The organism is Streptomyces sp. DSM 118878, from assembly GCF_052936595.1.
This window is the reverse complement of the sequence record NZ_CP193622.1, coordinates 1,956,069-1,981,649: the sequence shown is the minus strand read 5'-3', so window position 1 is coordinate 1,981,649 and position 25,581 is coordinate 1,956,069. Positions and strand designations below refer to the sequence as shown.

Sequence of the window (25,581 nt, the reverse complement as noted above, 5' to 3'; positions counted from 1 at the left end):
GTCAGCAGACGGACCGGTTTTTTCTTTGCCCTGCGTCAGGCGGCGGCCCGCAGTTCGGGCCGCAGCGGCCACGCCGGGTCCACCGTCTCCGGTGTGCCGCTCTTCGCGAACCACGCCTGGAGCCCCCGCGCCTGCGCCGCGTGCCAGACCGCCTGGAGCGTGTGCAGCTCGGCCGGCGAGAGGCGTTCCAGACGGGACGCGAAGCGGCGCCCTATCGCCCGTACGACATCGAGCGCCGCCTGGGCGTCCGCCGCCGCGTCATGGGCCTCGGACAGCTCCACCTCGTAGTGCTCGCACAGGTCGGTGAGCGTGCGGCGGCCCTTGCGGTAGCGGTCCAGGTGCTTGTCCAGGACCCGTGGATCGATCACGCAGAGGGCGGAGCCCTCCATATAGCGGCCGAGCGACGACGCGCGGTGCCTGCGCAGCTCCCGGTCGAGCATCGTCAGGTCGAACGGCGCGTTCATCACCACGATCGGCCGGCCCGCGGCGCCCTGCTCGGCCAGATCACGCGCGATCTCCTCCATCACCGGCGCCGGCCAGCGTCCGGTGCGCTGAAGATGATCCTCCGTCAGTCCGTGGACCGCGGTGGCCTCCTCGGGCACCGGAACGCCCGGGTTGACCAGCCAGCGGCTGATGCGCGGCCTGGTGCCCGCGCCCTGCTGGACGACGACGGCGGCCGACACTATGCGGTCGGTCTCGACGTCGACGCCCGTGGTCTCCGTGTCGAATGCGGCCAAGGGCCCCTCGTACCAGCACGTCATGGTCGTGCAACTCCTCGCTCAGTTCCGGCAGATGACGTCGGTCCTCCGCCCACACCGGTGATACCCGGGCCGTTTGCGCCGTACGCGGGCCGGAGACAACAGAGGTGCGGGGCCCTTGACATGACGGCCCGCGCCGGGAACCGACCTTTCGCGGAAGGCCTGTTGGACATGGCGCTCGCGCAGCCCGAACAGGGTGGGCTGCTGCCCGAGCGGATCGCACCGCCGCGCGGCACACTCGCCACCACCGCCTGTATGGAGACACTTCAGGTGGGCTACCTGCACGCCGTCGCGGCGGCCGCGGGATGCTCGCTCTCCCAGCCCTTTCCGGACAACGGCATCGACTGGCACGTCAGCCACAGCGCCCCCGGGCACACGGTCGACGACGAGGTCACCATCAAGGTCCAGCTCAAGTGCACGTACCAGATACCGCCGATCCCGGCGCCCCCGGACGACGGGTCCACGCGGCCCGCCTTCTCCTTCACGCTCGACAACGCGCACCTGGTGAAGCTGGCCCGTACGCCGGTCTCGGTGCACAAGATCCTTGTCGTGATGATCGTGCCCAGGTCCCGGGACGACTGGCTGCGGGCCGGTCACGACCGGCTCGACCTGCGGCACTGCTGCTACTGGACCAACCTCGCCGGGCATCCCGTGACCGGCAGGCGCAGGACCACCGTGCGCGTCCCCACCTCGCGGATCTTCGACGACCGTGCGCTCTGCGAGATCATGACGCGGGTGGGAAGGGGAGGGAGACCCTGATGCACCGCCCCCACGAAGAGCCCCTGCCGGCGGCCCGCCCCCACCCGGTGCCCGCCGCGGGCCCGTGGCCGGAGCCGCCCGAGCCCGGCCTCGTCGACCCCGCGGTGCTCGGCGCGCTGCTCGCCCGGCACGGCTGGCACCGGCGCGGCGGAGCCCCCGGCCGCTACGCCCGCTGGACGCCCCCGGGACCCGGTGGCGGCGGCACCAGCCTGCTCGTCCCCGAGAGCCGGGCCTTCCCCGACTGCGAGGACCTCATCGGCGAGGCCCTCGTCGCGCTCTCCCGCAGCGCTTCGCCGACCGCCCGTGACGTCCTCGTCGCTCTCGCCGTGCCCAGTGACGAGATCCACTGGTGGCGTGACGTGCCCGAGGGGCCCGCGGGCGCCGCGACCTGGCCGGCCGAGGAGCGGCTGCGCTCGGCGGCCCGGCAGCTGCTGCTCGCCGGAGCGCTCGCCGCGCGCGCCCGCGCCGGGTACCACGGGGCGCGGCACCGCGGGGCCGCCGCGACCGCCCTGGAGAACGTGCTGGTCGGGCCCGCGCCCGGCGGCCGCAGGCTGACCGCGTACCTGCCGGTCGGGACCGGGCGGCCACTCGCCGTCCGGCTGCGTCAGGCGCTGTACGCGGTCCGCGAGGCCGTCGACCTCCAGCGCGCCACCGGGGGCATGGACGCCTTCGACGGGGCGGTCGAGGCGGGCGCGAGCCATGAGCTGACCGAGGCGATCGTGGCGCTGGTGCACGGCACGGAGGGAGCGCGCGTCGCGGTGGAGTGGGCGCCCGGCGCGGGGGTGCCCGAAGGGTGCGCGGCGCACGCGGAGCCCGTGGAGTTCTCGCCCGGCGACCTGGCGGCGCTGCGCGCGGCGAGCGCCCGCTATCTGCGGGGCGAGCCGTCGGTGCCGGTTCACCTCACCGGGGCCGTGGTACGGATGCGGCGCTCGTCGCCGCGCGGTCCCGGCACCGTCCGGGTCAGGGTGATCACCGGGGCGGACGTCCCGCAGGTGCGGATGGTCCTGGACGAGGAGTCGTACCTCGTGGCCATCCAGGCCCATCTGGTGGGGCTGCCGATCCAGGTGCGCGGACGCCTGGAGAGCCGGGGCGGCTTCCGGCGGCTGACCGGGGCGAGCGGCGTGGCGCCGGTGCAGGTGGACGAGGCGGAGCGGGACCGGCTGATGAAGTCGCTCCAGGAGAACATCGACTTCTTCGAGGAGGCGTGCGGCACGGACTGAGGCGTGTGCGGTGGGCGTCGCCGGGGGACAGCCGCCCGGGAGCAGGGGGCGGAGGGGGCGCGCTTACGGGCGGGTCGGGAGATCCGTTTCGCGGGGGAAGCCCCGGGCTCGGTACGATCCCTCTTGCGTGCGCGATATGAACGTGCCGCACCCCCCTTCAGCTAGGAGAGACCGGTGTCAGACGTCCGTGTGATCATCCAACGCGATTCCGAGCGGGAAGAGCGCGTGGTGACGACGGGGACTACGGCCGCGGAGCTCTTCCCCGGTGAGCGCACCGTCGTCGCCGCCCGCGTGGCCGGCGAGCTGAAGGACCTGGCCTACGCCGTGGCCGACGGCGACGAGATCGAGCCCGTCGAGATCTCCTCCGAGGACGGCCTGAACATCCTGCGCCACTCGACCGCGCACGTCATGGCGCAGGCCGTGCAGGAGCTCTTCCCCGAGGCCAAGCTGGGCATCGGCCCGCCCATCCGGGACGGCTTCTACTACGACTTCGACGTCGCCGAGCCGTTCACCCCCGAGGACCTCAAGCGCGTCGAGAAGAAGATGCAGGAGATCCAGAAGCGGGGCCAGAAGTTCTCGCGCCGCGTCACCACCGACGACGACGCCCGCGAGGAGCTGGCCGGGGAGCCGTACAAGCTGGAGCTCATCGGTCTCAAGGGCAACGCGGCCAACGCCGCCGAGGGCGCGGACGCCGAGGTGGGCGGCGGCGAGCTGACCATCTACGACAACCTCGACGCCAAGACCGGCGAACTGTGCTGGAAGGACCTCTGCCGCGGTCCGCACCTGCCCACCACGCGGAACATCCCCGCGTTCAAGCTGATGCGCTCCGCCGCCGCCTACTGGCGGGGCAGCGAGAAGAACCCTCAGCTCCAGCGCATCTACGGCACCGCGTGGCCGTCGAAGGACGAGCTGAAGGCGCACCTGGAGTTCCTCGCCGAGGCCGAGAAGCGCGACCACCGCAAGCTCGGCTCCGAGCTGGACCTGTTCTCCTTCCCCGAGGAGCTCGGCCCGGGCCTCGCGGTCTTCCACCCCAAGGGCGGCGTGATCCGCAAGGAGATGGAGACCTACTCCCGCAAGCGGCACGAGGACACGGGCTATGAGTTCGTGAACACGCCGCACATCTCCAAGGAGCGTCTCTTCGAGATCTCCGGGCACCTGCCGAACTACTCGGACGGCATGTTCCCCGCCATCGAGTTCGACGAGCAGAACTACCGCCTCAAGGCGATGAACTGCCCGATGCACAACCTCATCTTCAAGGCGCGCGGCCGCTCCTACCGCGAACTGCCGCTGCGCCTCTTCGAGTTCGGCACGGTCTACCGTTACGAGAAGTCGGGCGTCGTGCACGGCCTGACCCGCTCGCGCGGCTTCACGCAGGACGACTCGCACATCTACTGCACCAAGGAGCAGATGGCGGGCGAGCTCGACTCGCTCCTCACCTTCGTCCTCGACCTGCTGCGCGACTACGGCCTGAACGAGTTCGAGCTGGAGCTGTCCACCCGCGACCCCGAGTCGGACAAGTTCATCGGCGAGGACGCGGAGTGGGAGGAGGCCACCGAGGCGCTGCGCCAGGCGGCCGCCAAGCAGGACCTCCCGCTGGTCCCGGACCCGGGCGGCGCCGCGTACTACGGCCCGAAGATCTCCGTGCAGGCCAAGGACGCGATCGGCCGGTCCTGGCAGATGTCGACCATCCAGGTCGACTTCCAGCAGCCCAAGCGCTTCGGCCTGGAGTACACCGCGCCTGACGGCACGAAGCAGCAGCCCGTCATGATCCACCGGGCGCTCTTCGGCTCCATCGAGCGGTTCTTCGCGGTGCTCCTCGAGCACTACGCGGGCGCCTTCCCGGTGTGGCTGGCCCCCGTGCAGGCGCTCGGCATCCCGATCGGCGACGCCCACGTGTCCTACCTCCAGGAGTTCGCGGCCAAGGCGAAGGAGAGGGGCCTGCGGGTGGACGTCGACGCCTCGTCGGACCGCATGCAGAAGAAGATCAGGAACGCCCAGAAGTCCAAGGTGCCGTTCATGGTCATCGCGGGCGACGAGGACATGGCCAACGGCGCCGTCTCCTTCCGTTACCGCGACGGCTCGCAGGAGAACGGCATCCCGGTCGACGAGGCGATCGCCAAGATCACCAAGGCCGTGGAGGACCGCGCCCAGGTCTGAGGCGGGCATATGCGCAGAGGCCCCCGAGGCGTGTCCTCGGGGGCCTCTCCTCGTACGGGCGTGCGGTTCCGCCCCGCCGACGCGTTCCGTACGGGTGAAGTCATATGCTGCACCTCATGACGAGTGAGCCGGAGCAGCAGATCGGAGTGGGGACGCAGGACGCGTTCCAGCGCCTGTGGACGCCCCACCGGATGGCGTACATCCAGGGCGAGAACAAGCCGACGGGTCCGGGGGCCGACGACGGCTGCCCCTTCTGCTCCATCCCGGCCAAGTCCGACGAGGACGGCCTGGTGATCGCGCGGGGCGAGCACGTCTACGCGGTGCTCAACCTCTACCCGTACAACGGCGGCCACCTCATGGTCGTGCCCTACCGGCACGTCGCCGACTACACCGGTCTGACCGCGCCCGAGACGGCCGAGCTCGGTGAGCTGACCAAGCAGGCGATGACGGCCCTGCGCACCGCGTCGGGCGCGCACGGCTTCAACATCGGCATGAACCAGGGAGCGGTGGCGGGCGCCGGCATCGCCGCCCACCTGCACCAGCACGTCGTACCGCGCTGGGGCGGCGACACCAACTTCATGCCCGTCGTGGGGCACACGAAGGTGCTGCCGCAGCTCCTCGCCGACACCCGCGAGATGCTCGCCGACGCCTGGCCGGTCCAGGCCGCCTGACCCGGCTCACGCGTCGTAGACGTCCGCCTTCTTCGGCATCGGGTCCTGGATCGCCCCGCTGAGGAAGCCGGAGCGGGCACCGAACTTCTCGGTGTTCACGCCGTTCTCCGCCAGGACCTTGATCGCCGCCGAGTGCACCACGCGCAGCACGGGGGTGGCGGCGCGCAGCGCGTCGTCGGCCATGAAGCGGTGCCGCCACGGCTTGTCGGCCCAGGCGTGCCGCAGGCCGAACGGCTCGGGCAGGACCAGCTTGCCGCCGAGGTGGTCCAGGAGCGGCGGATACCAGGTGAACGGGGCGCGGACGGCGAGTCGCACCACCTCGTCGGCGTCGACCAGGGGCAGACTGCGGTCCACGGTCTCCCAGAACTTGATGGGCTTGGCGACCGTCTTGGTCTTCGGGGCGGGCTTGCTGGTGAACAGCGAGTGCACGGGACCGAGCGCGTGCCCGGTGACCTCGATGCGCAGCGTCTCGTGCAGCACGGTCACGGTGATGAGCATCGTGATGACCAGCTGGCCGTCCCAGAGCGTGAACTGCACGCCCAGGTAGTGCCGCTCGCCGCTGCCGAACTGCTGTTCGTTGCAGATCCGCTGTACCTCGTGACCGCGTATCTGGAAGGCCTCCACGTCCGTGCCGGTGGGGCGGGCCACCGCCTTGGCGTTCTCCCCGATGGGGGAGACGATCCAGTGGTTCGTCTGGGGCTTGGTGAAGCCGCCGGTGTGCAGGGGCCCGCGCTCCAGGAGGCGGAGCTGGTCGTGCACCGCGCGTATGACGTCCCAGCTGCGGAAGGGGTGGATCTCCTTGCCGTCCTCGGCGGGCACCAGCTCCTCGGCGAGCTGCCAGCTCCCCCAGCGCGTGCCCATGCCCAATATGCCCTTGGGCCCGGCGTAGAAGACGGAGTTGCTCTGCTGCTCGGCGGAGAGCCGCGCCAGGTTCTGGCGCAGCCGCTCGGCGGCCGTCTCGCCGGGGCTGCCGGGCACCGCCTCGGGGATCTTGGCGCCGATGCCGCCGCCCGAGAGCAGGGCGGACCAGCGCTCGCGCATGTCCTTGGCCGTGCGCTCGGCGATCTGCTTGGCCCAGAACCAGCCCACCACGGGCAGCACGATCGACGCCCGCAGATACCACGCCCAGAAGCCGCCGAACGGCAGCTTGATCAGGGCGAGGACGGCCAGCACACCCACCGCGACGAGGACGGCCGTGGCGAGCGCGCTCGTCCGTTTGTTCTCGCTCTTGGCGACCTGGCGCCGGATGGTGAAGACCGCGAGCCAGACGACGAGGCCCGGCAGGAAGAGCACACCGCACAGGACCATCACGGCCGTGAGCCAGCTGTCGCGCTCCTTGCGGATGCGGTTGGCCGCGAGGCAGTGCTCGACGACCACCTGCGGCTCGGTGCCGAAGGACTGGATGAGCGGCTTGCGGCCGCCGCCCAGCATCCGCACCTGCACGGTCCGCGCGAACGCCTCACCGAGGCTCGGTTTGAACAGTGACCATATGCCGGGCTTCACCTCGGACTTGTGCCACTCGTTGTTCGCCTTGAGGATCTCGGTCACGTCGCTGTCGCGATACGCGGCCGAGGCCAGGGCGTGCGTCGCCGCCGTCTGGCCCGCGGCACCCGAGAGCGGGACCTGGGCCCCCGGCCTGAAGTCGAATCCATCGTCCGCCACTGCCGCCCCCTTGCCGCGACGCCTTCGCTGCTGCGGCTCTTCCCGACTTCCCTGTCCGGCACACCTGTTGACGTCCGGCGCATCTGTTGATCAGGTCATCAGCGTATCGGGGAGCACCGACATCCGGCAGTGGGCACCGGGGTGCCGCCCGCGCACGAGGGGCGCGGCGGACGGCACTCGTCCACCGCTCGACTACGCGGTTGCCTCCGCCCGTTCGCGGATCTTCTCCGAGAGCTGCGGGGGCATCGGCTCGTGGCGCGCGTACGTACGGCTGAAGCGTGCGGTGCCCTGGGACAGGGAGCGCAGGTCCACCGCGTACCGGCCGATCTCGATCTCGGGCACCTCCGCGCGCACCAGTGTGCGGCCGCCCGGCGCCTGCTCGGTGCCGACGACGCGGCCGCGGCGCCCCGACAGGTCGCTCATCACCGCGCCGACGTGGTCGTCGCCGACGAGCACGCGCACCTCGGCGACGGGTTCGAGCAGGTGGATGCGGGCCCCGGCCGCCGCCTCGCGCAGCGCGAGCGCGCCCGCCGTCTGGAAGGCGGCGTCGGAGGAGTCCACCGAGTGCGCCTTGCCGTCGAGGAGCGTCACGCGTACGTCGATCAGCGCGTACCCGGCGGCGACGCCCCTCGCCGCCTGCGCGCGCACGCCCTTCTCGACGGACGGTATGAACTGCCGCGGCACCGCGCCGCCGACGACCTTGTCGACGAACTCGATGCCGCTGCCGCCCGGCAGCGGCTCCACCTCGATCTCGCAGATCGCGTACTGGCCGTGCCCGCCGGACTGCTTCACATGGCGCCCGCGGCCCCCGGACCTCCCCGCGAACGTCTCCCGCAGGGTGACCTTGTGCGGCACCACGTCGACCTGCACGCCGTAACGGCTGCGCAGGCGCTCCAGGGCGACGTCGGCATGGGCCTCGCCCAGGCACCACAGGACCACCTGGTGGGTGTCCTGGTTGTGTTCGAGCCGCATCGTCGGGTCCTCGGCGACGAGTCGCGAAAGGCCCTGGCTGAGCTTGTCCTCGTCCGCCTTGCTGTGCGCCTGGATGGCGAGCGGCAGCAGCGGGTCGGGCATGTCCCAGGCCTCCATGAGGAGCGGGTCGTCCTTGGCCGACAGGGTGTCGCCGGTCTCCGCGCGGTGCAGCTTCGCCACGCACGCCAGGTCGCCGGCGACGCACCGCGTGAGGGTGCGCTGCTGCTTGCCGAACGGCGCGGAGAGCGCGCCGATCCGTTCGTCGGCCTCGTGCAGCGCGCGCGGTTCATGGCCGACGTCGGTCAGGCCGTGCCCGCAGACATGCACGGTCTCGTCGGGCCGCAGGGTGCCGGAGAAGACCCGTACGAGTGAGACGCGTCCTACGTAGGGGTCGGACGCCGTCTTGACCACCTCGGCGGCCAGCGGGCCCGCGGGGTCGCAGGTCAGCGCCGGGCGGGGCGCGCCGCTCGGCGTGGTCACGACGGGCGCGGGGTGTTCGAGCGGCGTGGGGAAGCCGCCGGTGATCAGTTCCAGGAGCTCGACGGTGCCGATGCCCTGGCGGGCGCCGTCCGCCGCGGGCGCGGCCGCGAGCACGGGGTGGAAGACGCCGCGGGCCACGGCCCGCTCCAGGTCGTCCACGAGGGACTTGTAGTCGATGTCCTCGCCGCCGAGATAGCGGTCCAGGAGGGACTCGTCCTCGCTCTCGGCGATGATCCCCTCGATGAGCTCGCTCCGTGCCTCCTCGATCAGCGGGAGCTGGTCGTCGCCCGGCTCGGACTCCTTGCGTTCGCCCGACGCGTAGTCGAACACCCGCTGCGAGAGCAGCCCGACCAGGCCGGTCACGGGGGCGTGCCCGTCCGGGCCCTGCTCGCCGTGGAGCGGCAGGTACAGCGGCAGTACGGCGTCCGGGTCGTCGGCGCCGAACGCCTCGGCGCACGTCCGCGTCATCCCGGCGAAGTCCGCGCGGGCCGACTCCAGATGCGTCACCACGATGGCGCGCGGTATGCCGACCGCCGCGCACTCCTCCCACACCATGCGGGTCGCGCCGGTGATGCCCTCGGCGCCCTCCGCCGCCGAGACGACGAAGAGGGCCGCGTCCGCCGCACGCAGACCGGCCCGCAACTCCCCGACGAAATCGGCGTATCCCGGGGTGTCCAGTAGGTTGATCTTGAAGCCGTCCCATTCGACGGGTACCAGGGAAAGCTGGACCGAGCGCTGCTGCCGGTGCTCGATCTCGTCGTAGTCGGAAACGGTGCCGCCGTCCTCGACGCGGCCCGCCCGGTTCACCGCCCCCGCGGTCAGCGCGAGGGCCTCCACCAGAGTCGTCTTGCCCGAACCGCTGTGGCCGACCAGCACCACATTCCGTACGGACGCGGGGTGGTCGGCCGATACTGCCCTGCCGGCGGCTCCGGGGTGTGCGTTCGCCTTGTCGCCCATGCCTTGCCTCCCGGTTACGTGCACGGTGAGGAGGCTCAGCCCCCTCGGGGATGCTGGCTGCTCGCGGGCGCGCGGGGCCGGGTGCTGGGCGGCTCCGACGGCGCCCGTGTCGCTTTCGAGCTTTCCACTCGGGTCACTCTGCGTCCATACGTCGTACGCGATGGTGAGGGGGCGAGCCGGTCGGTGAAGGGCGTGACTACGATGGGCCAGTCGGTGGCCAACGGGGCCACGCGGCGCACCGACCCCTCGGGAAGGCCATGCTGAACAAGTACGCGCGTGCATTCTTCACGCGTGTTCTCACACCGTTCGCCGCGTTTCTCATCCGCCGTGGGGTCAGCCCCGACGCGGTCACCTTCATCGGCACGGCCGGTGTGGTGGCGGGAGCGCTGGTCTTCTTCCCCCGTGGTGAGTTCTTCTGGGGCACGGTCGTCATCACCCTGTTCGTCTTCAGTGACCTCGTCGACGGCAACATGGCCCGCCAGCTCGGCCGCTCGAGCCGCTGGGGCGCCTTCCTCGACTCCACGCTCGACCGCGTGGCGGACAGCGCCATCTTCGGCGGGCTCGCCCTCTGGTACGCCGGTTCCGGCGACGACAACATCCTCTGCGCCGTCTCGATCTTCTGCCTCGCCAGCGGCCAGGTGGTCTCGTACACGAAGGCGCGCGGCGAGGCGATCGGCCTGCCCGTAGCCGTGAACGGCCTGGTGGAGCGCGCCGAACGGCTGGTGATCTCGCTGGTCGCCGCGGGCCTCGCGGGACTGCACACGTTCGGCGTCCCCGGCATCCAGATCCTGCTGCCCATCGCCCTGTGGATCGTCGCCGTCGGCAGTATGGTCACCCTCGTCCAGCGGGTCGTCACGGTCCGCAGGGAGTCCGCGGAGGCGGACGCCGCCGGGGGCAGCGCGCAGGAGAGTGAGGCCGCGCAGTGAAGGACCGACTGACGGACGGGCTCTACGGAGCCGGCTGGAGCACCGTCAAGAAGCTCCCCGAGCCGGCCGCCGTGCGGCTCGGCCGCATCATCGCCGACGTGGCCTGGAAGCGCCGCGGCAAGGGCGTGCTGCGCCTGGAGTCCAACCTCGCGCGCGTGGTGCCCGACGCCACCCCCGAGCGGCTCGCCCAGCTCTCCAGAGCGGGCATGCGCTCCTATCTGCGGTACTGGATGGAGTCCTTCCGGCTGCCGTCCTGGAGCAGGGACCGCGTCAGGAACGGCTTCGATCCGACGGGCCTGCACCACCTCACCGACGGCCTCGCCGCGGGCAAGGGCGTCATCGTCGCCCTGCCGCACCTGGGCAACTGGGACCTCGCGGGCGCCTGGGTCACCGCCAAGCTGGAGACGCCCTTCACGACCGTCGCCGAGCGCCTGAAGCCCGAGACGCTCTACGACCGCTTCGTCGCCTACCGCGAGAGCCTCGGCATGGAGGTCCTGCCGCACACCGGCGGCTCCGCCTTCGGCACCCTCGCCCGGCGGCTGCGCGCCGGCGGCCTCGTCTGCCTCGTGGCCGACCGCGATCTGTCCGCCTCCGGCGTCGAGGTGAAGTTCTTCGGGGACACCGCCCGGATGCCCGCGGGGCCCGCCATGCTGGCCCAGCAGACCGGGGCAGTGCTCCTGCCGGTCACCCTCTGGTATGACGGGACGCCCGTCATGAAGGGCCGCATCCACCCCCCGGTCGACGTGCCCGAGACAGGTACGAAGGCAGAGAAGACGTCTGCCATGACACAGGCGGTGGCAGACGCCTTCGCCATCGGTATCGCCGACCACCCGGAGGATTGGCACATGCTGCAGCGACTGTGGCTCGCCGACCTGGAACCCCGCCCCGAGCAGGCCCCGGCGGGGGAGGCGTCGTGAGGATCGGCATCGTCTGCCCGTACTCGTGGGACGTGCCGGGCGGCGTCCAGTTCCACATCCGCGATCTGGCGGAGCACCTCATCCGCCTGGGGCACGAGGTGTCCGTCCTCGCCCCGGCCGATGACGAGACCCCGCTCCCGCCGTACGTCGTGTCGGCTGGACGAGCCGTTCCCGTGCCGTACAACGGCTCGGTCGCGCGGCTCAACTTCGGCTTCCTGTCCGCCGCGCGGGTCCGCCGCTGGCTGCACGACGGGACCTTCGACGTCATCCACATCCACGAGCCCGCCTCGCCCTCGCTCGGCCTGCTCGCGTGCTGGGCGGCGCAAGGACCGATCGTCGGCACCTTCCACACGTCCAACCCGCGCTCCCGGGCCATGATCGCCGCGTATCCCATCCTCCAGCCCGCCCTGGAGAAGATCAGCGCGCGCATCGCCGTGAGCGAGTACGCGCGCCGCACCCTCGTGGAACACCTGGGCGGCGACGCGGTCGTCATCCCCAACGGCGTCGACGTCGGTTTCTTCGCCGATGCCGCGCCGAAGCCGGAGTGGCAGGGCGAGACCATCGGCTTCATCGGCCGCATCGACGAGCCCCGCAAGGGCCTTCCCGTCCTCATGAAGGCGCTCCCGCAGATCTTCGCCGAGCGGCCGAACGCCCGTCTGCTCGTCGCGGGCCGCGGCGACGAGGAAGAGGCGGTGGCCTCGCTCCCCGCCGAGCTGCGCTCCCGGGTGGAGTTCCTCGGCATGATCAGCGACGAGGACAAGGCGCGGCTGCTGCGCAGCGTCGACCTGTACGTGGCGCCGAACACCGGCGGCGAGAGCTTCGGGATCATCCTGGTCGAGGCGATGTCCGCGGGCGCGCCCGTGCTCGCCAGCGACCTGGACGCCTTCGCCCAGGTCCTCGACAAGGGCGGGGCCGGCGACCTCTTCATCAACGAGGACGCCGACTCCCTGGCCAAGTCGGCGATCCGCCTCCTGTCCGACCCGGCACGCCGCAAGGGCCTCCACGACCGCGGCAGCGCCCACGTACGCCGCTTCGACTGGTCGACGGTGGGCGCGGACATCCTCGCGGTCTACGAGACGGTGACGGACGGTGCGGCCTCCGTGGCGGAGGACGAACGCGTGGGGCTGCGGGCACGATTCGGCCTCGCGCAGCGGAACTAGCCGGCCGCATCACGGAACCGGCCCTGGTCAGGACAGCCCGTCCGGCGTTTGAGGACCGGGGGCTCGGGGGCGGAGCCCCCGTGACGGTGCCCACGAGGGCGGCCACGGGCCGAAGGCAGGGCGGCCAGACGGGACACCCGCCCACCGGCGGTAGCCTTGCGGCCCGTGACCTCCACACTGATCTGGATCGCCGCCGCACTGTTCGCGATCGGCCTGTACCTGAGCTGGACCGCCGGCCGGCTCGACCGGCTGCACGCCCGCATCGACGCGGCCCGCGCCGCCCTCGACGCCCAACTGCTGCGCCGCGCCTCGGTCGCCCAGGAGCTCGCGACCTCCGGGGTGCTCGATCCCGCCGCCTCGATCGTGCTCTACGAGGCGGCGCACGCGGCACGTCAGGCCGAGGAGGAGCAGCGCGAGGTCGCCGAGAGCGAACTCAGCCAGGCGCTGCGGGCCATCTTCGGTGAGGCCCAGCAGGTCGAGGCGGTGCGCGCGGCCCCCGGCGGGGACGAGGCGGCCACCGAGCTGGCAGCGGCCGTGCGCAGGGTGCCGATGGCCCGCCGCTTCCACAACGACTCCGTACGCGCGGCCCGCGCCCTGCGCGAACACCGCGCGGTCCGCTGGTTCCGCCTCGCGGGGCACGCGCCCTTCCCGCTGGCGTTCGAGATGGACGACGAGCCTCCGGTGGCGCTGGCCGACCGGGCCACCACATAGGGGCCTGACCAGGCACGTAGCGGCGGACCGACCAGGAGGGCGGTGGAAAATGAGCCACCGGTCACCCATTGGCCCTTGCTGTGGCCTGGTCGCCGGGAGTTTCCTCGTAGACGTAGCAGCCGTCTCCCTCGAGTGAGGTCACTCCGTGTCCAGCACCCCCTCCAGCAGCAACCCGTCGCCCGAGACCGGCACCGCGCGCGTGAAGCGCGGCATGGCCGAGCAGCTCAAGGGCGGCGTCATCATGGACGTCGTCAACGCCGAGCAGGCGAAGATCGCCGAGGACGCCGGTGCCGTGGCCGTCATGGCGCTGGAGCGGGTGCCCGCCGACATCCGCAAGGACGGCGGCGTGGCCCGGATGTCCGACCCCAACATGATCGAAGAGATCATCGAGGCCGTCTCGATCCCGGTCATGGCCAAGTCCCGCATCGGCCACTTCGTCGAGGCCCAGGTCCTCCAGTCGCTCGGCGTGGACTACATCGACGAGTCCGAGGTCCTCACCCCGGCCGACGAGGTCAACCACAGCGACAAGTTCGCCTTCACGACCCCGTTCGTCTGCGGCGCCACCAACCTCGGCGAGGCCCTGCGCCGCATCGCCGAGGGCGCGGCCATGATCCGCTCCAAGGGCGAGGCCGGCACCGGCAACGTCGTCGAGGCCGTCCGCCACCTGCGCCAGATCAAGAACGAGATAGCCCGGCTGCGCGGCTTCGACAACAACGAGCTGTACGCCGCGGCCAAGGACCTCCGCGCCCCTTACGAGCTGGTCAAGGAGACCGCCGAGCTCGGCAAGCTGCCGGTCGTCCTGTTCTCCGCCGGCGGTGTCGCCACCCCCGCCGACGCCGCGCTGATGCGCCAGCTCGGCGCCGAGGGCGTCTTCGTCGGCTCCGGCATCTTCAAGTCCGGCGACCCGGCCGCGCGCGCCGCCGCCATCGTGAAGGCCACCACCTTCTACGACGACCCGAAGGTCATCGCGGACGCCTCCCGCAACCTCGGCGAGGCCATGGTCGGCATCAACTGCGACACCCTGCCCGAGAACGAGCGCTACGCGAACCGGGGCTGGTGATGACCACTCCCGTCGTGGGCGTCCTCGCCCTCCAGGGGGACGTACGGGAGCACCTCATCGCCCTGGCCTCGGCGGACGCCGTGGGCAGGCCGGTGCGGCGCCCCGAGGAGCTCGCCGAGGTCGACGGCCTGGTCATCCCCGGCGGCGAGTCCACCACCATCTCCAAGCTGGCCGCCCTCTTCGGCCTGCTGGAACCCCTGCGCGCCCGCGTGCGCGACGGCATGCCGGTCTACGGAAGCTGCGCCGGCATGATCATGCTCGCCGACAAGATCCTCGACCCGCGCTCGGGCCAGGAGACGGTGGGCGGCATCGACATGATCGTGCGGCGCAACGCCTTCGGGCGGCAGAACGAGTCGTTCGAGGCCGCCGTCGCGGTCAAGGGCGTCGAGGGGGACCCCGTCGAGGGTGTCTTCATCCGGGCGCCCTGGGTGGAGTCGGTCGGCGCCCGGGTCGAGGTGCTCGCCGAGCACGAGGGCCACATCGTCGCCGTGCGGCAGGGCAACGCGCTCGCCACCTCGTTCCACCCCGAGCTGACCGGCGACCACCGGATCCACGCCCTGTTCGTCGAGATGGCGCGGGGCAACCCGCGCGCGGGAGCCTTGTAGGATCTCGGGGGACTACCCCCCGGGGCTCAGAGCCTGTGTCATAACCCCCGCGGGGGCTATGACACAGGCTCTAAGGTCTGGGTAAGTTCGTACTGGTTGTTGGGTAACGCGAAGGAGACAGGCAGATGTCCGGCCACTCTAAATGGGCTACGACGAAGCACAAGAAGGCCGTGATCGACGCCAAGCGCGGCAAACTCTTCGCGAAGATGATCAAGAACATCGAGGTGGCGGCCCGCACGGGCGGCGCCGACATCTCGGGTAACCCGACCCTCTTCGACGCCATCCAGAAGGCCAAGAAGAGCTCGGTCCCGAACAAGAACATCGACTCCGCGGTCAAGCGCGGCGCCGGTCTCGAAGCCGGTGGCGCCGACTACGAGACGATCATGTACGAGGGCTACGGACCGAACGGCGTCGCGGTGCTCATCGAGTGCCTCACCGACAACCGCAACCGCGCCGCGTCCGACGTCCGCGTCGCCATGACGCGCAACGGCGGCTCGATGGCCGACCCGGGCTCCGTCTCGTACCTGTTCAACCGCAAGGGCGTCGTGATCGTCCCCAAGGGGGAGGGCGAGCTGTCCGAGGACGACGTCCTCGGCGCGGTCCTCGACGCGGGCGCCGAAGAGGTCAACGACCTCGGCGACACCTTCGAGGTCCTCAGCGAGGCCACCGACATGGTCGCGGTCCGCACCGCGCTCCAGGACGCCGGCATCGAGTACGACTCGGCCGACGCCAACTTCGTCCCGACCATGCAGGTCGAGCTCGACGAAGAGGGCGCGCGGAAGATCTTCAAGCTCATCGACGCCCTGGAGGACAGCGACGACGTGCAGAACGTATTCGCCAACTTCGACGTGTCCGACGAGGTCATGGCCAAGGTCGACGCATAACGCTGCCGCGATGAGCGGTTTCGGCGGGTCGGGTGGGACACACGTCCACCGGCCCGCCGCTGTTGTCGGTGCCGGCGGATAGCCTGGCACGAGGTCAAAGATCGCCGCCGCGAAGAGGGGGAGGGGCGCGCATGCGCGTACTGGGGGTGGACCCCGGACTGACCCGGTGTGGCGTCGGCGTCGTCGACGGAGTCGCAGGACGGCCGCTCACGATGCGCGGCGTCGGTGTCGTGCGGACCCCGGCCGACGCGGAGCTGGGCCTGCGCCTGGTCGCCATCGAGCGCGGCATCGAGCAGTGGCTGGACGAGCACGAGCCGGAAGTCGTCGCCGTGGAGCGGGTCTTCAGCCAGCACAATGTCCGCACGGTCATGGGCACCGCCCAGGCCAGCGCGGTCGCCATGCTCTGCGCCTCCCGCCGCGGCATCACCGTCGCCCTGCACACCCCCAGCGAGGTCAAGGCCGCCGTCACCGGCAGCGGCCGTGCCGACAAGGCGCAGGTCGGCGCGATGGTCACCCGCCTGCTCCGGCTCGACGCGCCGCCCAAGCCCGCCGACGCCGCCGACGCCCTCGCGCTGGCCATCTGCCACATCTGGCGCGCCCCCGCGCAGAACCGCCTCCAGCAGGCGGTCGCCCAGAACCGCTTCCAGCAGGCAGCGGCCCTGCACGCGGCGAAGACCGCCACAGCACAGAAAGGCCGTATCTCATGATCGCCTTCGTCAGCGGCCCCGTGGCCGCGCTCGCACCCGACACCGCGGTCATCGAGGTCGGCGGCGTGGGCATGGCCGTCCAGTGCGCGCCGAACACCCTCTCCACGCTCCGGGTCGGCCAGCAGGCCAAGCTCGCCACCTCGCTGGTGGTGCGGGAGGACTCCCTGACGTTGTACGGCTTCACGGACGACGACGAGCGCCAGACCTTCGAACTGCTGCAGACCGCGAGCGGCGTCGGACCCCGCCTGGCCCAGGCCATGCTCGCCGTGCACAGCCCCGACGCCCTGCGCCGCGCCGTCTCCACCGGCGACGAGAAGGCCCTGACCGCCGTGCCGGGCATCGGCAAGAAGGGTGCCCAGAAGCTGCTCCTCGAGTACAAGGACCGCCTCGGTGAGCCCCTCGGCACCGGCGGCCCCGCCATCGGCACCGCCGTCACCGCGGGCTGGCAGGACCAGCTCCACGCCGCCCTGATCGGCCTGGGGTACGCCACGCGCGAGGCCGACGAAGCCGTTGCCGCCGTGACCCCGCAGGCCGAGGCGGCCGGAGGCACACCGCAGGTGGGCCAGCTCCTCAAGGCGGCGCTCCAGACCCTGAACCGCACCCGTTAGCCGGACCGTCACCGTCCGGCCGGACAGTGAACCGCACCCGCGGGCCCTCCCCGTACGGCAACCCCCGACCGCACCTCTGAACCGCATCGCGAGGCACACCGCATGAACTGGGACGACACGACCGACGACGCTGCCGATGCGGCCGAGCGGCTGGTCGGTGCGTCCGCCGACGGCGAGGACCAGGCCGTCGAGGCCGCCCTGCGCCCCAAGGACCTCGGCGAGTTCATCGGCCAGGAGAAGGTCCGCGAGCAGCTCGACCTCGTCCTGCGCGCGGCCCGCGCCCGTGGCGCCACCGCCGACCACGTCCTGCTCTCGGGCGCCCCCGGCCTCGGCAAGACGACCCTGTCGATGATTATCGCGGCCGAGATGGGCGCCCCGATCCGCATCACGAGCGGCCCCGCCATCCAGCACGCGGGCGACCTCGCGGCGATCCTGTCCTCCCTCCAGGAGGGCGAGGTCTTCTTCCTCGACGAGATCCACCGGATGTCGCGGCCCGCCGAGGAGATGCTGTACATGGCGATGGAGGACTTCCGCGTCGACGTCATCGTCGGCAAGGGCCCCGGCGCCACCGCCATCCCGCTGGAACTGCCGCCCTTCACGCTGGTCGGCGCCACCACGCGCGCGGGACTGCTGCCGCCGCCGCTGCGCGACCGCTTCGGCTTCACCGCCCACATGGAGTTCTACGAACCCGCGGAGCTGGAGCGCGTGGTCCACCGCTCCGCGGCGCTGCTCGACGTGGAGATCGACGCGGAGGGCGCCGCCGAGATCGCGGGCCGCTCCCGGGGCACGCCCCGTATCGCCAACCGTTTGCTGCGCCGCGTGCGGGACTACGCCCAGGTCAAGGCCGACGGCTCGATCAACAGGGACATCGCGGGCGCCGCCCTCGCCGTCTACGAAGTCGACGAGCGGGGCCTCGACCGCCTCGACAGGGCCGTCCTCGAAGCCCTGCTCAAGCTGTTCAGCGGCGGCCCGGTCGGCCTGTCGACGCTCGCGGTCGCCGTGGGGGAGGAGCGGGAGACGGTCGAGGAGGTGGCCGAGCCCTTCCTGGTGCGCGAGGGGCTGCTCGCCCGCACGCCCCGCGGTCGTGTCGCCACCCCCGCGGCGTGGGCGCACCTGGGTCTGGTCCCCCCGCGCCGAGCGGACGGAAAGGGACAACAGGATCTGTTCGGGGCGTGACGGGGCGGCCCGGGGGCGGCCCGGGGGCCTCACGGTGGTGCAACCTCGACGGAACGGCGCGGATAGTCGCGGGGTCAGGAACCCCGGTGCCATGCTGAGCGTTGTTCGTAAGGCGCGGACTCGCTTAGACTCCGCCGATGCCGCCCTTGCGGGCGGCGTGCCCACCCCCATCCAGTAGGCCGCTTTTACCCGCGCGGTCGTGCGAAGGAAATTCCGTCCCGTGAATATCGTGACCCTCCTCCCGTTCATCGTGCTCATCGGGGCCATGTTCCTGATGACCCGGTCGGCGAAGAAGAAGCAGCAGGCCGCCGCGTCGATGCGTAACGACATGCAGCCCGGCACCGGCATCCGCACGATCGGTGGCATGTACGCCACCGTCAAGGAGGTTCACGACGACGCCGTCCTCCTTGAGGTGGCCCCCGGTGTCCACGCGGTTTACGCCAAGAACTCGATCGGCGCGGTCCTCTCCGACGACGAGTACAACCGCATCGTGCACGGCACCGAGGACGACCTGAAGGAGGACACCCCCGTCGTTCCCGACGACGCCTCCTCGCTGACCGAGACCGACGAGCCCGCCGCCGCCTCCGACGACTCGCGCATCGACCTCGGCAAGAAGGACGCTGCCCCCGAGGCCGACGACGCGGAGCCGAAGAAGACCGACGGCGAGTCCGACGCGAAGTAGTCACGACCGGGGTTCGCGGGGCGCGCCGCTCGCGCGCCACGGGCTCCGGACTCCGTGCATCTCGCGCCGGGTCTCGACACCACTTCATGGCCGCCCGCCCGGGTCCTCCCCGCAACCGTAGGGGCCGGACCGGACGCCGGGCGGTTGGACAGGGAGAACGAGAAGGTGGCAGCACCGAAGAAGGGCCGAAGGCAGAGCGCTCCGGGCAAGCCGGGTCGCGCACTGGCCTTCATTCTGATCGCCCTCGTGGCGCTGACCGGGGGAATGTTCCTTTCCGGGCACACCACGCCGCGTCTGGGCATCGACCTCGCGGGTGGCACGAGCATCACGCTCGAGGCGAAGAACGAGCCGGGTCAGAAGAACGCGATCAACCCGACGAACATGAACACCGCGGTTGACATCATCAACAACCGTGTCAACGGCCTGGGTGTCTCCGAGGCCGAGGTTCAGACCCAGGGTGATCGCAACATCATCGTCAACATCCCCAAGGGGACGAACGAGAAGCAGGCGCGCGAGCAGGTCGGCACGACCGCTCAGCTCTTCTTCCGTCCGGTGATCACGCAGGCCGCAGGCGCCCCGACTCCCGACCCGTCCGCCACGGAGAAGGAGAAGGACAAGGACAAGGCCACCGACAAGGCGACGGACAAGGCCACCGACAAGGCGACGGAGGGGGCGAACTCCCCGGACTCCTCCGCGTCGCCGCAGGGCCGCGCCCTGACCGACGCCCTGAAGGCCGACCCGACGCCCTCCGCCTCGGACAAGCCCAAGGACGGCGAGGAGGGCACGAAGAAGGACGAGACGCCGGCTCCCGACCCGGCCACGGCCAAGCTCCAGGAGCAGTTCACCAAGCTGGACTGCACGGACAAGACGGCCCGCGCCGAGGCCGGCCGCGGCGTCAAGCCCTCCGACCCCACCGTCGCCTGCGGCAAGAGCGCCGACGGCAAGACGTGGGACAAGTTCATCCTTGCCCCGGCCGAGGTCAACGGCAAGGACGTCGACGAGGCCGAGGCCACCATCAGGCAGGACACCGGTGCCTGGATCGTCAACATGGAGTTCACGAAGGGCGGCGCGAAGAAGTTCTCGGACGTCACGAGCAAGCTCTCGCAGCAGCAGCCCCCGCAGAACCAGTTCGCGATCGTCCTCGACGGCGACGTCGTCTCGGCCCCCAGCGTCAACACGACCCTGAGCAAGAACGCCGAGATCTCCGGCAGCTTCACGCAGCAGTCCGCCAAGGACCTCGCCAACGTCCTGTCGTACGGCGCCCTGCCGCTCACCTTCCACGAGCAGAGCGTCACCACGGTCAGCCCGGCCCTCGGCAGTGAGCAGCTCCAGGCGGGCCTCATCGCGGGCGCCATCGGCCTCGCGCTGGTCGTCATCTACCTGGTGTGCTACTACCGCGGCCTGGCGCTCATCGCCATCGCGAGCCTTCTGGTCTCCGCGGCGCTGACGTACACGATCATGACCTTGCTCGGCCCGACCATCAAGTTCGCGCTGAACCTCCCCGCGGTCTGCGGAGCCATCGTCGCGATCGGCATCACGGCGGACTCGTTCATCGTGTTCTTCGAACGCGTACGTGACGAGGTCCGCGAGGGCCGCACGCTGCGCCCCGCCGTCGAGCGCGGCTGGCCGCGCGCCCGGCGCACCATCCTGGTCTCCGACTTCGTGTCGTTCCTCGCCGCCGCCGTGCTCTTCGTGGTGACGGTCGGCAAGGTGCAGGGCTTCGCGTTCACGCTCGGCCTGACCACGCTCCTCGACGTCGTCGTGGTCTTCTTCTTCACCAAGCCGCTGATGACGCTCATGGCACGCAAGAAGTTCTTCGCGGGCGGTCACAAGTGGTCCGGCTTCGACCCGAAGCGGCTCGGGATCAAACCCCCGATCCGCCGGGTCCGCCGTGCCCCCGGTTCCTCCGCTGGCTCCGTCGACCCGAAGGAGGCCTGAGGTGTCGAAGCTCGGTAATCTCGGCGCCAGGCTCTACCGCGGCGAGGTCGGCTACGACTTCGTCGGCAAGCGCAAGATCTGGTACGCCGTCTCGATCCTGATCACCATCACGGCCATCGTCGGCCTTGCGGTGCGCGGCCTGAACATGGGCATCGAGTTCGAGGGCGGTGCCGTCTTCAACACCCCGAAGACGAGCGCCTCGGTCGCGAAGGCGGAGGAGTCCGCGGAGAAGGCCTCCGGGCATGACGCGATCGTCCAGAAGCTGGGCGACGACGCCATGCGCATCCAGATCGCCGGCGTGGACATCGAAAAGTCCGACCAGATCAAGAAGGCGCTCGCCGAGGACCTCGGCGTCAAGGCCGGCGACATCAACGCCGACCTGGTCGGCCCGAGCTGGGGCGAGCAGATCGCCAACAAGGCCTGGCAGGGCCTCGCGATCTTCATGGTCCTGGTGGTGATCTATCTGGCCATCGCCTTCGAGTGGCGCATGGCCCTGGCAGCACTCGTCGCGCTCATCCACGACATCACCATCACCGTGGGTGTGTACGCACTGGTCGGCTTCGAGGTCACGCCGGGCACGGTGATCGGTCTGCTGACCATTCTCGGTTACTCGCTCTACGACACGGTGGTGGTCTTCGACAGCCTGAAGGAGCAGTCGAAGGACATCACCAAGCAGACCCGCTTCACCTACGGCGAGGTCGCCAACCGCAGTATCAACGGCACCCTGGTGCGCTCCATCAACACCACGGTCGTCGCGCTCCTCCCGGTCGGCGGTCTGCTCTTCATCGGTGGCGGTGCCCTGGGCGCGGGCATGCTCAACGACATCTCGCTCTCGCTGTTCGTCGGCCTCGCGGCCGGTGCGTACTCCTCGATCTTCATCGCCACGCCGCTCGTCGCCGACCTCAAGGAGCTCGAGCCGCAGATGAAGGCCCTCAAGAAGCGGGTGTTCGCCAAGCGCGCGGCAGCCGCGGCCAAGGGCGAGCCGGAGGACGCACCGGAGTCAGCGGGCGACGACGAGCCGCAGGACGACGGTTACGAGGACGACGCCGCCCCGGCGGTCGTCGGTCCCCGCAGCCAGCCCGCGTCGCGCGGCCGCGGCAAGGGCCGTTCTTCGGGGAAGCGCCGATGACCGAGCTGACGGACGTCACGGGGCTGCTGCTCAGCCGCATCCGTGACGTCCCGGACTACCCGGTGCCGGGCGTGATGTTCAAGGACATCACCCCGCTGCTCGCCGACCCGGCGGCGTTCGCGGCGCTCACCGAGGCGCTCGCCGATTTCAGCGTGCGGCACGGCGCCACGAAGATCGTCGGCCTGGAGGCCCGCGGCTTCATCCTCGGCGCCCCCGTCGCGCTCCGCGCCGGGCTCGGCTTCATCCCCGTACGCAAGGCGGGCAAGCTCCCCGGGGCGACGCTCAAGCAGAGCTATGACCTTGAGTACGGCAGCGCCGAGATCGAGGTGCACGCCGAGGACCTGGCCGCGGGTGACCGTGTCGTGGTCATCGACGACGTCCTCGCCACCGGTGGCACCGCCGCCGCCTCGCTGGACCTGATCCGGCGCTCCGGCGCGGAGGTGGCCGGGGTCGCCGTGCTCATGGAGCTCGGTTTCCTCGACGGGCGCCAGAAGCTCGCGGGCGCTCTGGACGGCGCGCCCCTGGAGGCGCTGATCACCGTCTGAGCCGGATCGCCGTCCGAGACGGCGTACGGCACAGTGAGACGGGCGTCCCGGCCACCGGTCGGGGCGCCCGTCGCCGTTTTCGGCCGTGCCCGTCGCCGCTTCGGCCGGTTCTCACCCTGGACGGCGCCCCGGCGGGTCGGCGAGGGTCGGCAAGGATCGGCGCGGGCCCGGATCGGGGCCGGATGGGGGCGGTGGCCGCCCACGGCGGGAATCGACGGCTCGTCCCACGCGTTTCTCCAGTACAGCGCAGTCTCACCGGCCCAGGGCGAGCCGAAGGCCCAGGATCGATACCATGAAGTATTCGGGGCCTGTCCGGGGGCCCGATCGCGCACAGGGAGCGCTCTTGCCAGACGAGTCCCAGCCACTCACCGCCGCCAAGGCCGCCCAGCAGGCCCAGCAGGCCTCGGCGGACTCCGCCGCGTCCGCGAAGAAGGCGGAGGGCGGGCAGGGCGGCACATCCGCGCAGCGCGCCCAGGGAGAGGTCTCCCGGGGCGACAAACCGGCCGAGCAGCCCCGTCCGAAGCTGCCGGCGGACCACCACCCGACGGCTCCCGCGATCCGCCCCGCCACGGGGCAGCCCCCGCGCTCCGGCTCCTCCAACCGCGTACGGGCCCGCCTCGCCCGCCTCGGCGTGCAGCGTTCGAACCCGTACAACCCGGTCCTCGAGCCCCTGCTGCGGATAGTGCGCAGCAACGACCCGAAGATCGAGACGTCGACGCTGCGCCAGATCGAGCGCGCCTACCAGGTCGCCGAGCGCTGGCACCGCGGGCAGAAGCGCAAGAGCGGCGACCCGTACATCACGCACCCCCTCGCCGTGACGACGATCCTCGCCGAGCTCGGCATGGACCCGGCGACGCTGATGGCGGGGCTCCTGCACGACACCGTCGAGGACACCGAGTACGGCCTGGACACCCTCAAGCGCGACTTCGGCGACCAGGTGGCCCTGCTCGTCGACGGCGTCACCAAGCTGGACAAGGTCAAGTTCGGCGAGGCCGCGCAGGCCGAGACCGTGCGCAAGATGGTCGTCGCCATGGCCAAGGACCCCCGCGTCCTGGTCATCAAGCTCGCCGACCGCCTGCACAACATGCGCACGATGCGGTATCTCAAGCGCGAGAAGCAGGAGAAGAAGGCCCGCGAGACCCTGGAGATCTACGCTCCGCTGGCGCACCGCCTGGGCATGAACACCATCAAGTGGGAGCTGGAGGACCTCGCCTTCGCGATCCTCTACCCCAAGATGTACGACGAGATCGTGCGCCTGGTCGCCGAGCGCGCCCCCAAGCGCGACGAGTACCTCGCCATAGTGACCGACGAGGTCCAGGCCGACCTGCGCGCCGCCCGCATCAAGGCGACCGTCACCGGCCGCCCGAAGCACTACTACAGCGTCTACCAGAAGATGATCGTCCGCGGCCGGGACTTCGCGGAGATCTACGACCTGGTGGGTATTCGGGTACTTGTCGACACGGTCCGCGACTGTTACGCCGCACTCGGCACCGTCCACGCGCGATGGAACCCGGTCCCCGGCCGGTTCAAGGACTACATCGCGATGCCGAAGTTCAACATGTACCAGTCGCTGCACACGACGGTCATCGGACCCAACGGCAAGCCCGTCGAGCTCCAGATCCGTACGTTCGACATGCACCGCCGCGCCGAGTACGGCATCGCCGCGCACTGGAAGTACAAGCAGGAGCCTTCCGCGGGTGCCTCCAAGGTGCGCACCGACGTGCCGAGGAAGGCCGGCGGCAAGGACGACCACCTCAACGACATGGCGTGGCTGCGCCAGCTCCTCGACTGGCAGAAGGAGACCGAGGACCCCAGCGAGTTCCTGGAGTCGCTGCGCTTCGACCTGTCGCGCAACGAGGTCTTCGTGTTCACGCCGAAGGGCGACGTCATAGCGCTCCCGGCGGGCGCCACCCCGGTCGACTTCTCGTACGCGGTCCACACCGAGGTCGGCCACCGCACCATAGGGGCGCGGGTCAACGGCCGGCTCGTGCCGCTCGAATCGACCCTGGACAACGGCGACCTCGTGGAGGTCTTCACCTCCAAGGCGGCGGGCGCGGGCCCGTCCCGCGACTGGCTCGGCTTCGTCAAGTCGCCGCGGGCGCGCAACAAGATCCGCGGATGGTTCTCCAAGGAGCGCCGCGACGAGGCGATCGAGCAGGGCAAGGACGCCATCGCGCGCGCCATGCGCAAGCAGAACCTGCCCATCCAGCGGATTCTGACCGGCGACTCCCTGGTCACGCTCGCCCACGAGATGCGCTACCCCGACATCTCGTCGCTGTACGCGGCGATCGGCGAGGGCCATGTCACCGCGCAGTCCGTCGTGCAGAAGCTCGTCCAGGCCCTCGGCGGCGAGGAGGCCGCCAACGAGGACATCGCCGAGAGCGCGCCGCCCTCGCGCAGCCGCAGCAAGCGCCGCGCCAACGCCGACCCCGGTGTCGTCGTCAAGGGCGTCGAGGACGTCTGGGTCAAGCTCGCCCGCTGCTGTACGCCGGTGCCGGGCGACCCCATCATCGGCTTCGTCACGCGCGGCAGCGGCGTATCGGTGCACCGCAGCGACTGCGTGAACGTCGACTCCCTCTCCCGGGAGCCCGAGCGGATCCTGGAGGTCGAGTGGGCGCCCACCCAGTCCTCGGTCTTCCTGGTCGCCATCCAGGTCGAGGCCCTCGACCGCTCGCGCCTCCTCTCGGACGTCACGCGCATCCTCTCGGACCAGCACGTGAACATCCTGTCGGCCGCGGTGCAGACCTCGCGCGACCGCGTCGCCACGTCCCGCTTCACCTTCGAGATGGGCGACCCCAAGCACCTGGGGCACGTGCTCAAGGCGGTCAGGGGCGTCGAGGGTGTGTACGACGTGTACCGGGTGACGTCGACGCGAAGGCCCTGAACCGGCTGTAGGC

General features: G+C 70.9%; 22 protein-coding genes. 19 read left to right on the top strand and 3 right to left on the bottom strand.

Annotated elements, in window-relative coordinates; translation table 11 throughout:
- Positions 1 to 35 precede the first annotated feature (35 nt).
- Positions 36 to 761 carry an exonuclease domain-containing protein gene (locus ACRAKF_RS08400; RefSeq protein WP_447036307.1) on the bottom strand — a complete coding sequence of 242 codons (726 nt, stop codon included), beginning with the start codon at positions 759 to 761 and terminating at the stop codon, positions 36 to 38.
- Between the two features lie 168 nt (positions 762 to 929).
- Between ACRAKF_RS08400 and ACRAKF_RS08395 the strand changes: the two genes are divergently transcribed.
- The 4 genes from ACRAKF_RS08395 to ACRAKF_RS08380 all read left to right on the top strand — a co-directional run bounded on the left by ACRAKF_RS08395 (position 930) and on the right by ACRAKF_RS08380 (position 5,565).
- Positions 930 to 1,517: a DUF4365 domain-containing protein gene (locus ACRAKF_RS08395; protein WP_447041870.1), complete on the top strand. Its 588-nt coding sequence runs from the start codon at positions 930 to 932 to the stop codon at positions 1,515 to 1,517.
- On the top strand, positions 1,514 to 2,737 hold the full coding sequence (locus tag ACRAKF_RS08390; RefSeq protein WP_447041869.1) for a hypothetical protein: 1,224 nt from the start codon (positions 1,514 to 1,516) through the stop codon (positions 2,735 to 2,737). Before ACRAKF_RS08395 ends, ACRAKF_RS08390 begins: the two co-directional genes overlap by 4 nt.
- Before the next feature lie 174 nt (positions 2,738 to 2,911).
- Positions 2,912 to 4,894: a threonine--tRNA ligase gene (thrS, locus tag ACRAKF_RS08385; protein ID WP_447036306.1), complete on the top strand. Its 1,983-nt coding sequence runs from the start codon at positions 2,912 to 2,914 to the stop codon at positions 4,892 to 4,894.
- Between the two features lie 104 nt (positions 4,895 to 4,998).
- On the top strand, positions 4,999 to 5,565 hold the full coding sequence (locus ACRAKF_RS08380; protein WP_447036305.1) for an HIT family protein: 567 nt from the start codon (positions 4,999 to 5,001) through the stop codon (positions 5,563 to 5,565).
- Between the two features lie 6 nt (positions 5,566 to 5,571).
- Here the strand turns inward: ACRAKF_RS08380 and ACRAKF_RS08375 are convergent, their stop codons facing one another.
- Both ACRAKF_RS08375 and ACRAKF_RS08370 read right to left on the bottom strand, forming a co-directional pair.
- Positions 5,572 to 7,227 (bottom strand): hypothetical protein, encoded by a 1,656-nt coding sequence (locus ACRAKF_RS08375; RefSeq protein WP_447036304.1) that lies wholly within the window; start codon positions 7,225 to 7,227, stop codon positions 5,572 to 5,574.
- A 192-nt stretch (positions 7,228 to 7,419) separates the two neighbouring features.
- Positions 7,420 to 9,636: an elongation factor G-like protein EF-G2 gene (locus tag ACRAKF_RS08370; protein ID WP_447036303.1), complete on the bottom strand. Its 2,217-nt coding sequence runs from the start codon at positions 9,634 to 9,636 to the stop codon at positions 7,420 to 7,422.
- A gap of 257 nt (positions 9,637 to 9,893) precedes the next feature.
- Between ACRAKF_RS08370 and pgsA the strand changes: the two genes are divergently transcribed.
- From pgsA to ACRAKF_RS08295, 15 genes are all read left to right on the top strand, one after another.
- Positions 9,894 to 10,562 carry a phosphatidylinositol phosphate synthase gene (gene pgsA, locus ACRAKF_RS08365; protein ID WP_447036302.1) on the top strand — a complete coding sequence of 223 codons (669 nt, stop codon included), beginning with the start codon at positions 9,894 to 9,896 and terminating at the stop codon, positions 10,560 to 10,562.
- Positions 10,559 to 11,479 (top strand): phosphatidylinositol mannoside acyltransferase, encoded by a 921-nt coding sequence (locus ACRAKF_RS08360; RefSeq protein WP_447036301.1) that lies wholly within the window; start codon positions 10,559 to 10,561, stop codon positions 11,477 to 11,479. The genes pgsA and ACRAKF_RS08360 overlap by 4 nt, the downstream gene beginning before the upstream one ends.
- Positions 11,476 to 12,639, top strand: coding sequence for a glycosyltransferase family 4 protein (locus ACRAKF_RS08355; protein ID WP_447036300.1), 1,164 nt, complete (start codon positions 11,476 to 11,478; stop codon positions 12,637 to 12,639). The genes ACRAKF_RS08360 and ACRAKF_RS08355 overlap by 4 nt, the downstream gene beginning before the upstream one ends.
- A 165-nt stretch (positions 12,640 to 12,804) precedes the next feature.
- Entirely contained in the window at positions 12,805 to 13,350 is a 546-nt protein-coding gene (locus tag ACRAKF_RS08350) for a hypothetical protein (protein WP_447036299.1), read from the top strand.
- A 145-nt stretch (positions 13,351 to 13,495) separates the two neighbouring features.
- A complete protein-coding gene (pdxS, locus tag ACRAKF_RS08345) occupies positions 13,496 to 14,410 on the top strand; it encodes a pyridoxal 5'-phosphate synthase lyase subunit PdxS (protein WP_447036298.1) in 915 nt (304 codons plus the stop codon).
- Positions 14,410 to 15,015, top strand: a complete 606-nt coding sequence (pdxT, locus tag ACRAKF_RS08340; protein WP_447036297.1) for a pyridoxal 5'-phosphate synthase glutaminase subunit PdxT — start codon at positions 14,410 to 14,412, stop codon at positions 15,013 to 15,015. Before pdxS ends, pdxT begins: the two co-directional genes overlap by 1 nt.
- Positions 15,016 to 15,140: 125 nt before the next feature.
- Positions 15,141 to 15,899, top strand: a complete 759-nt coding sequence (locus ACRAKF_RS08335) for a YebC/PmpR family DNA-binding transcriptional regulator (protein ID WP_447036296.1) — start codon at positions 15,141 to 15,143, stop codon at positions 15,897 to 15,899.
- A 131-nt stretch (positions 15,900 to 16,030) separates the two neighbouring features.
- Positions 16,031 to 16,606 (top strand): crossover junction endodeoxyribonuclease RuvC, encoded by a 576-nt coding sequence (ruvC, locus tag ACRAKF_RS08330; RefSeq protein ID WP_447036295.1) that lies wholly within the window; start codon positions 16,031 to 16,033, stop codon positions 16,604 to 16,606.
- Entirely contained in the window at positions 16,603 to 17,214 is a 612-nt protein-coding gene (gene ruvA / locus ACRAKF_RS08325; protein WP_447036294.1) for a Holliday junction branch migration protein RuvA, read from the top strand. The genes ruvC and ruvA overlap by 4 nt, the downstream gene beginning before the upstream one ends.
- Before the next feature lie 102 nt (positions 17,215 to 17,316).
- Positions 17,317 to 18,390, top strand: a complete 1,074-nt coding sequence (gene ruvB / locus ACRAKF_RS08320) for a Holliday junction branch migration DNA helicase RuvB (RefSeq protein WP_447036293.1) — start codon at positions 17,317 to 17,319, stop codon at positions 18,388 to 18,390.
- A 220-nt stretch (positions 18,391 to 18,610) separates the two neighbouring features.
- A complete protein-coding gene (gene yajC / locus ACRAKF_RS08315) occupies positions 18,611 to 19,072 on the top strand; it encodes a preprotein translocase subunit YajC (protein WP_447036292.1) in 462 nt (153 codons plus the stop codon).
- Between the two features lie 165 nt (positions 19,073 to 19,237).
- Entirely contained in the window at positions 19,238 to 21,010 is a 1,773-nt protein-coding gene (gene secD / locus ACRAKF_RS08310) for a protein translocase subunit SecD (RefSeq protein ID WP_447036291.1), read from the top strand.
- A 1-nt stretch (position 21,011) separates the two neighbouring features.
- Positions 21,012 to 22,139, top strand: coding sequence for a protein translocase subunit SecF (gene secF, locus ACRAKF_RS08305; RefSeq protein WP_447036290.1), 1,128 nt, complete (start codon positions 21,012 to 21,014; stop codon positions 22,137 to 22,139).
- Positions 22,136 to 22,684, top strand: a complete 549-nt coding sequence (locus ACRAKF_RS08300) for an adenine phosphoribosyltransferase (protein WP_447036289.1) — start codon at positions 22,136 to 22,138, stop codon at positions 22,682 to 22,684. Before secF ends, ACRAKF_RS08300 begins: the two co-directional genes overlap by 4 nt.
- A gap of 343 nt (positions 22,685 to 23,027) precedes the next feature.
- Positions 23,028 to 25,568, top strand: a complete 2,541-nt coding sequence (locus ACRAKF_RS08295) for a RelA/SpoT family protein (RefSeq protein ID WP_447036288.1) — start codon at positions 23,028 to 23,030, stop codon at positions 25,566 to 25,568.
- The last annotated feature ends 13 nt before the right edge of the window (positions 25,569 to 25,581 follow it).

What these genes read in the sequence shown, in the direction of transcription:
- ruvA (WP_447036294.1), top strand. Translation starts at nt 16,603, where the DNA reads ATGATCGCCTTCGTCAGCGGCCCCGTGGCCGCGCTCGCACCCGACACC.
- pgsA (WP_447036302.1), top strand. Translation starts at nt 9,894, where the DNA reads ATGCTGAACAAGTACGCGCGTGCATTCTTCACGCGTGTTCTCACACCG.
- ACRAKF_RS08300 (WP_447036289.1), top strand. Translation starts at nt 22,136, where the DNA reads ATGACCGAGCTGACGGACGTCACGGGGCTGCTGCTCAGCCGCATCCGT.
- ACRAKF_RS08370 (WP_447036303.1), bottom strand. Translation starts at nt 9,636, where the DNA reads ATGGGCGACAAGGCGAACGCACACCCCGGAGCCGCCGGCAGGGCAGTA.
- ruvC (WP_447036295.1), top strand. Translation starts at nt 16,031, where the DNA reads ATGCGCGTACTGGGGGTGGACCCCGGACTGACCCGGTGTGGCGTCGGC.
- ACRAKF_RS08380 (WP_447036305.1), top strand. Translation starts at nt 4,999, where the DNA reads ATGCTGCACCTCATGACGAGTGAGCCGGAGCAGCAGATCGGAGTGGGG.
- ruvB (WP_447036293.1), top strand. Translation starts at nt 17,317, where the DNA reads ATGAACTGGGACGACACGACCGACGACGCTGCCGATGCGGCCGAGCGG.
- ACRAKF_RS08400 (WP_447036307.1), bottom strand. Translation starts at nt 761, where the DNA reads ATGACGTGCTGGTACGAGGGGCCCTTGGCCGCATTCGACACGGAGACC.
- ACRAKF_RS08395 (WP_447041870.1), top strand. Translation starts at nt 930, where the DNA reads ATGGCGCTCGCGCAGCCCGAACAGGGTGGGCTGCTGCCCGAGCGGATC.
- pdxT (WP_447036297.1), top strand. Translation starts at nt 14,410, where the DNA reads ATGACCACTCCCGTCGTGGGCGTCCTCGCCCTCCAGGGGGACGTACGG.
- ACRAKF_RS08335 (WP_447036296.1), top strand. Translation starts at nt 15,141, where the DNA reads ATGTCCGGCCACTCTAAATGGGCTACGACGAAGCACAAGAAGGCCGTG.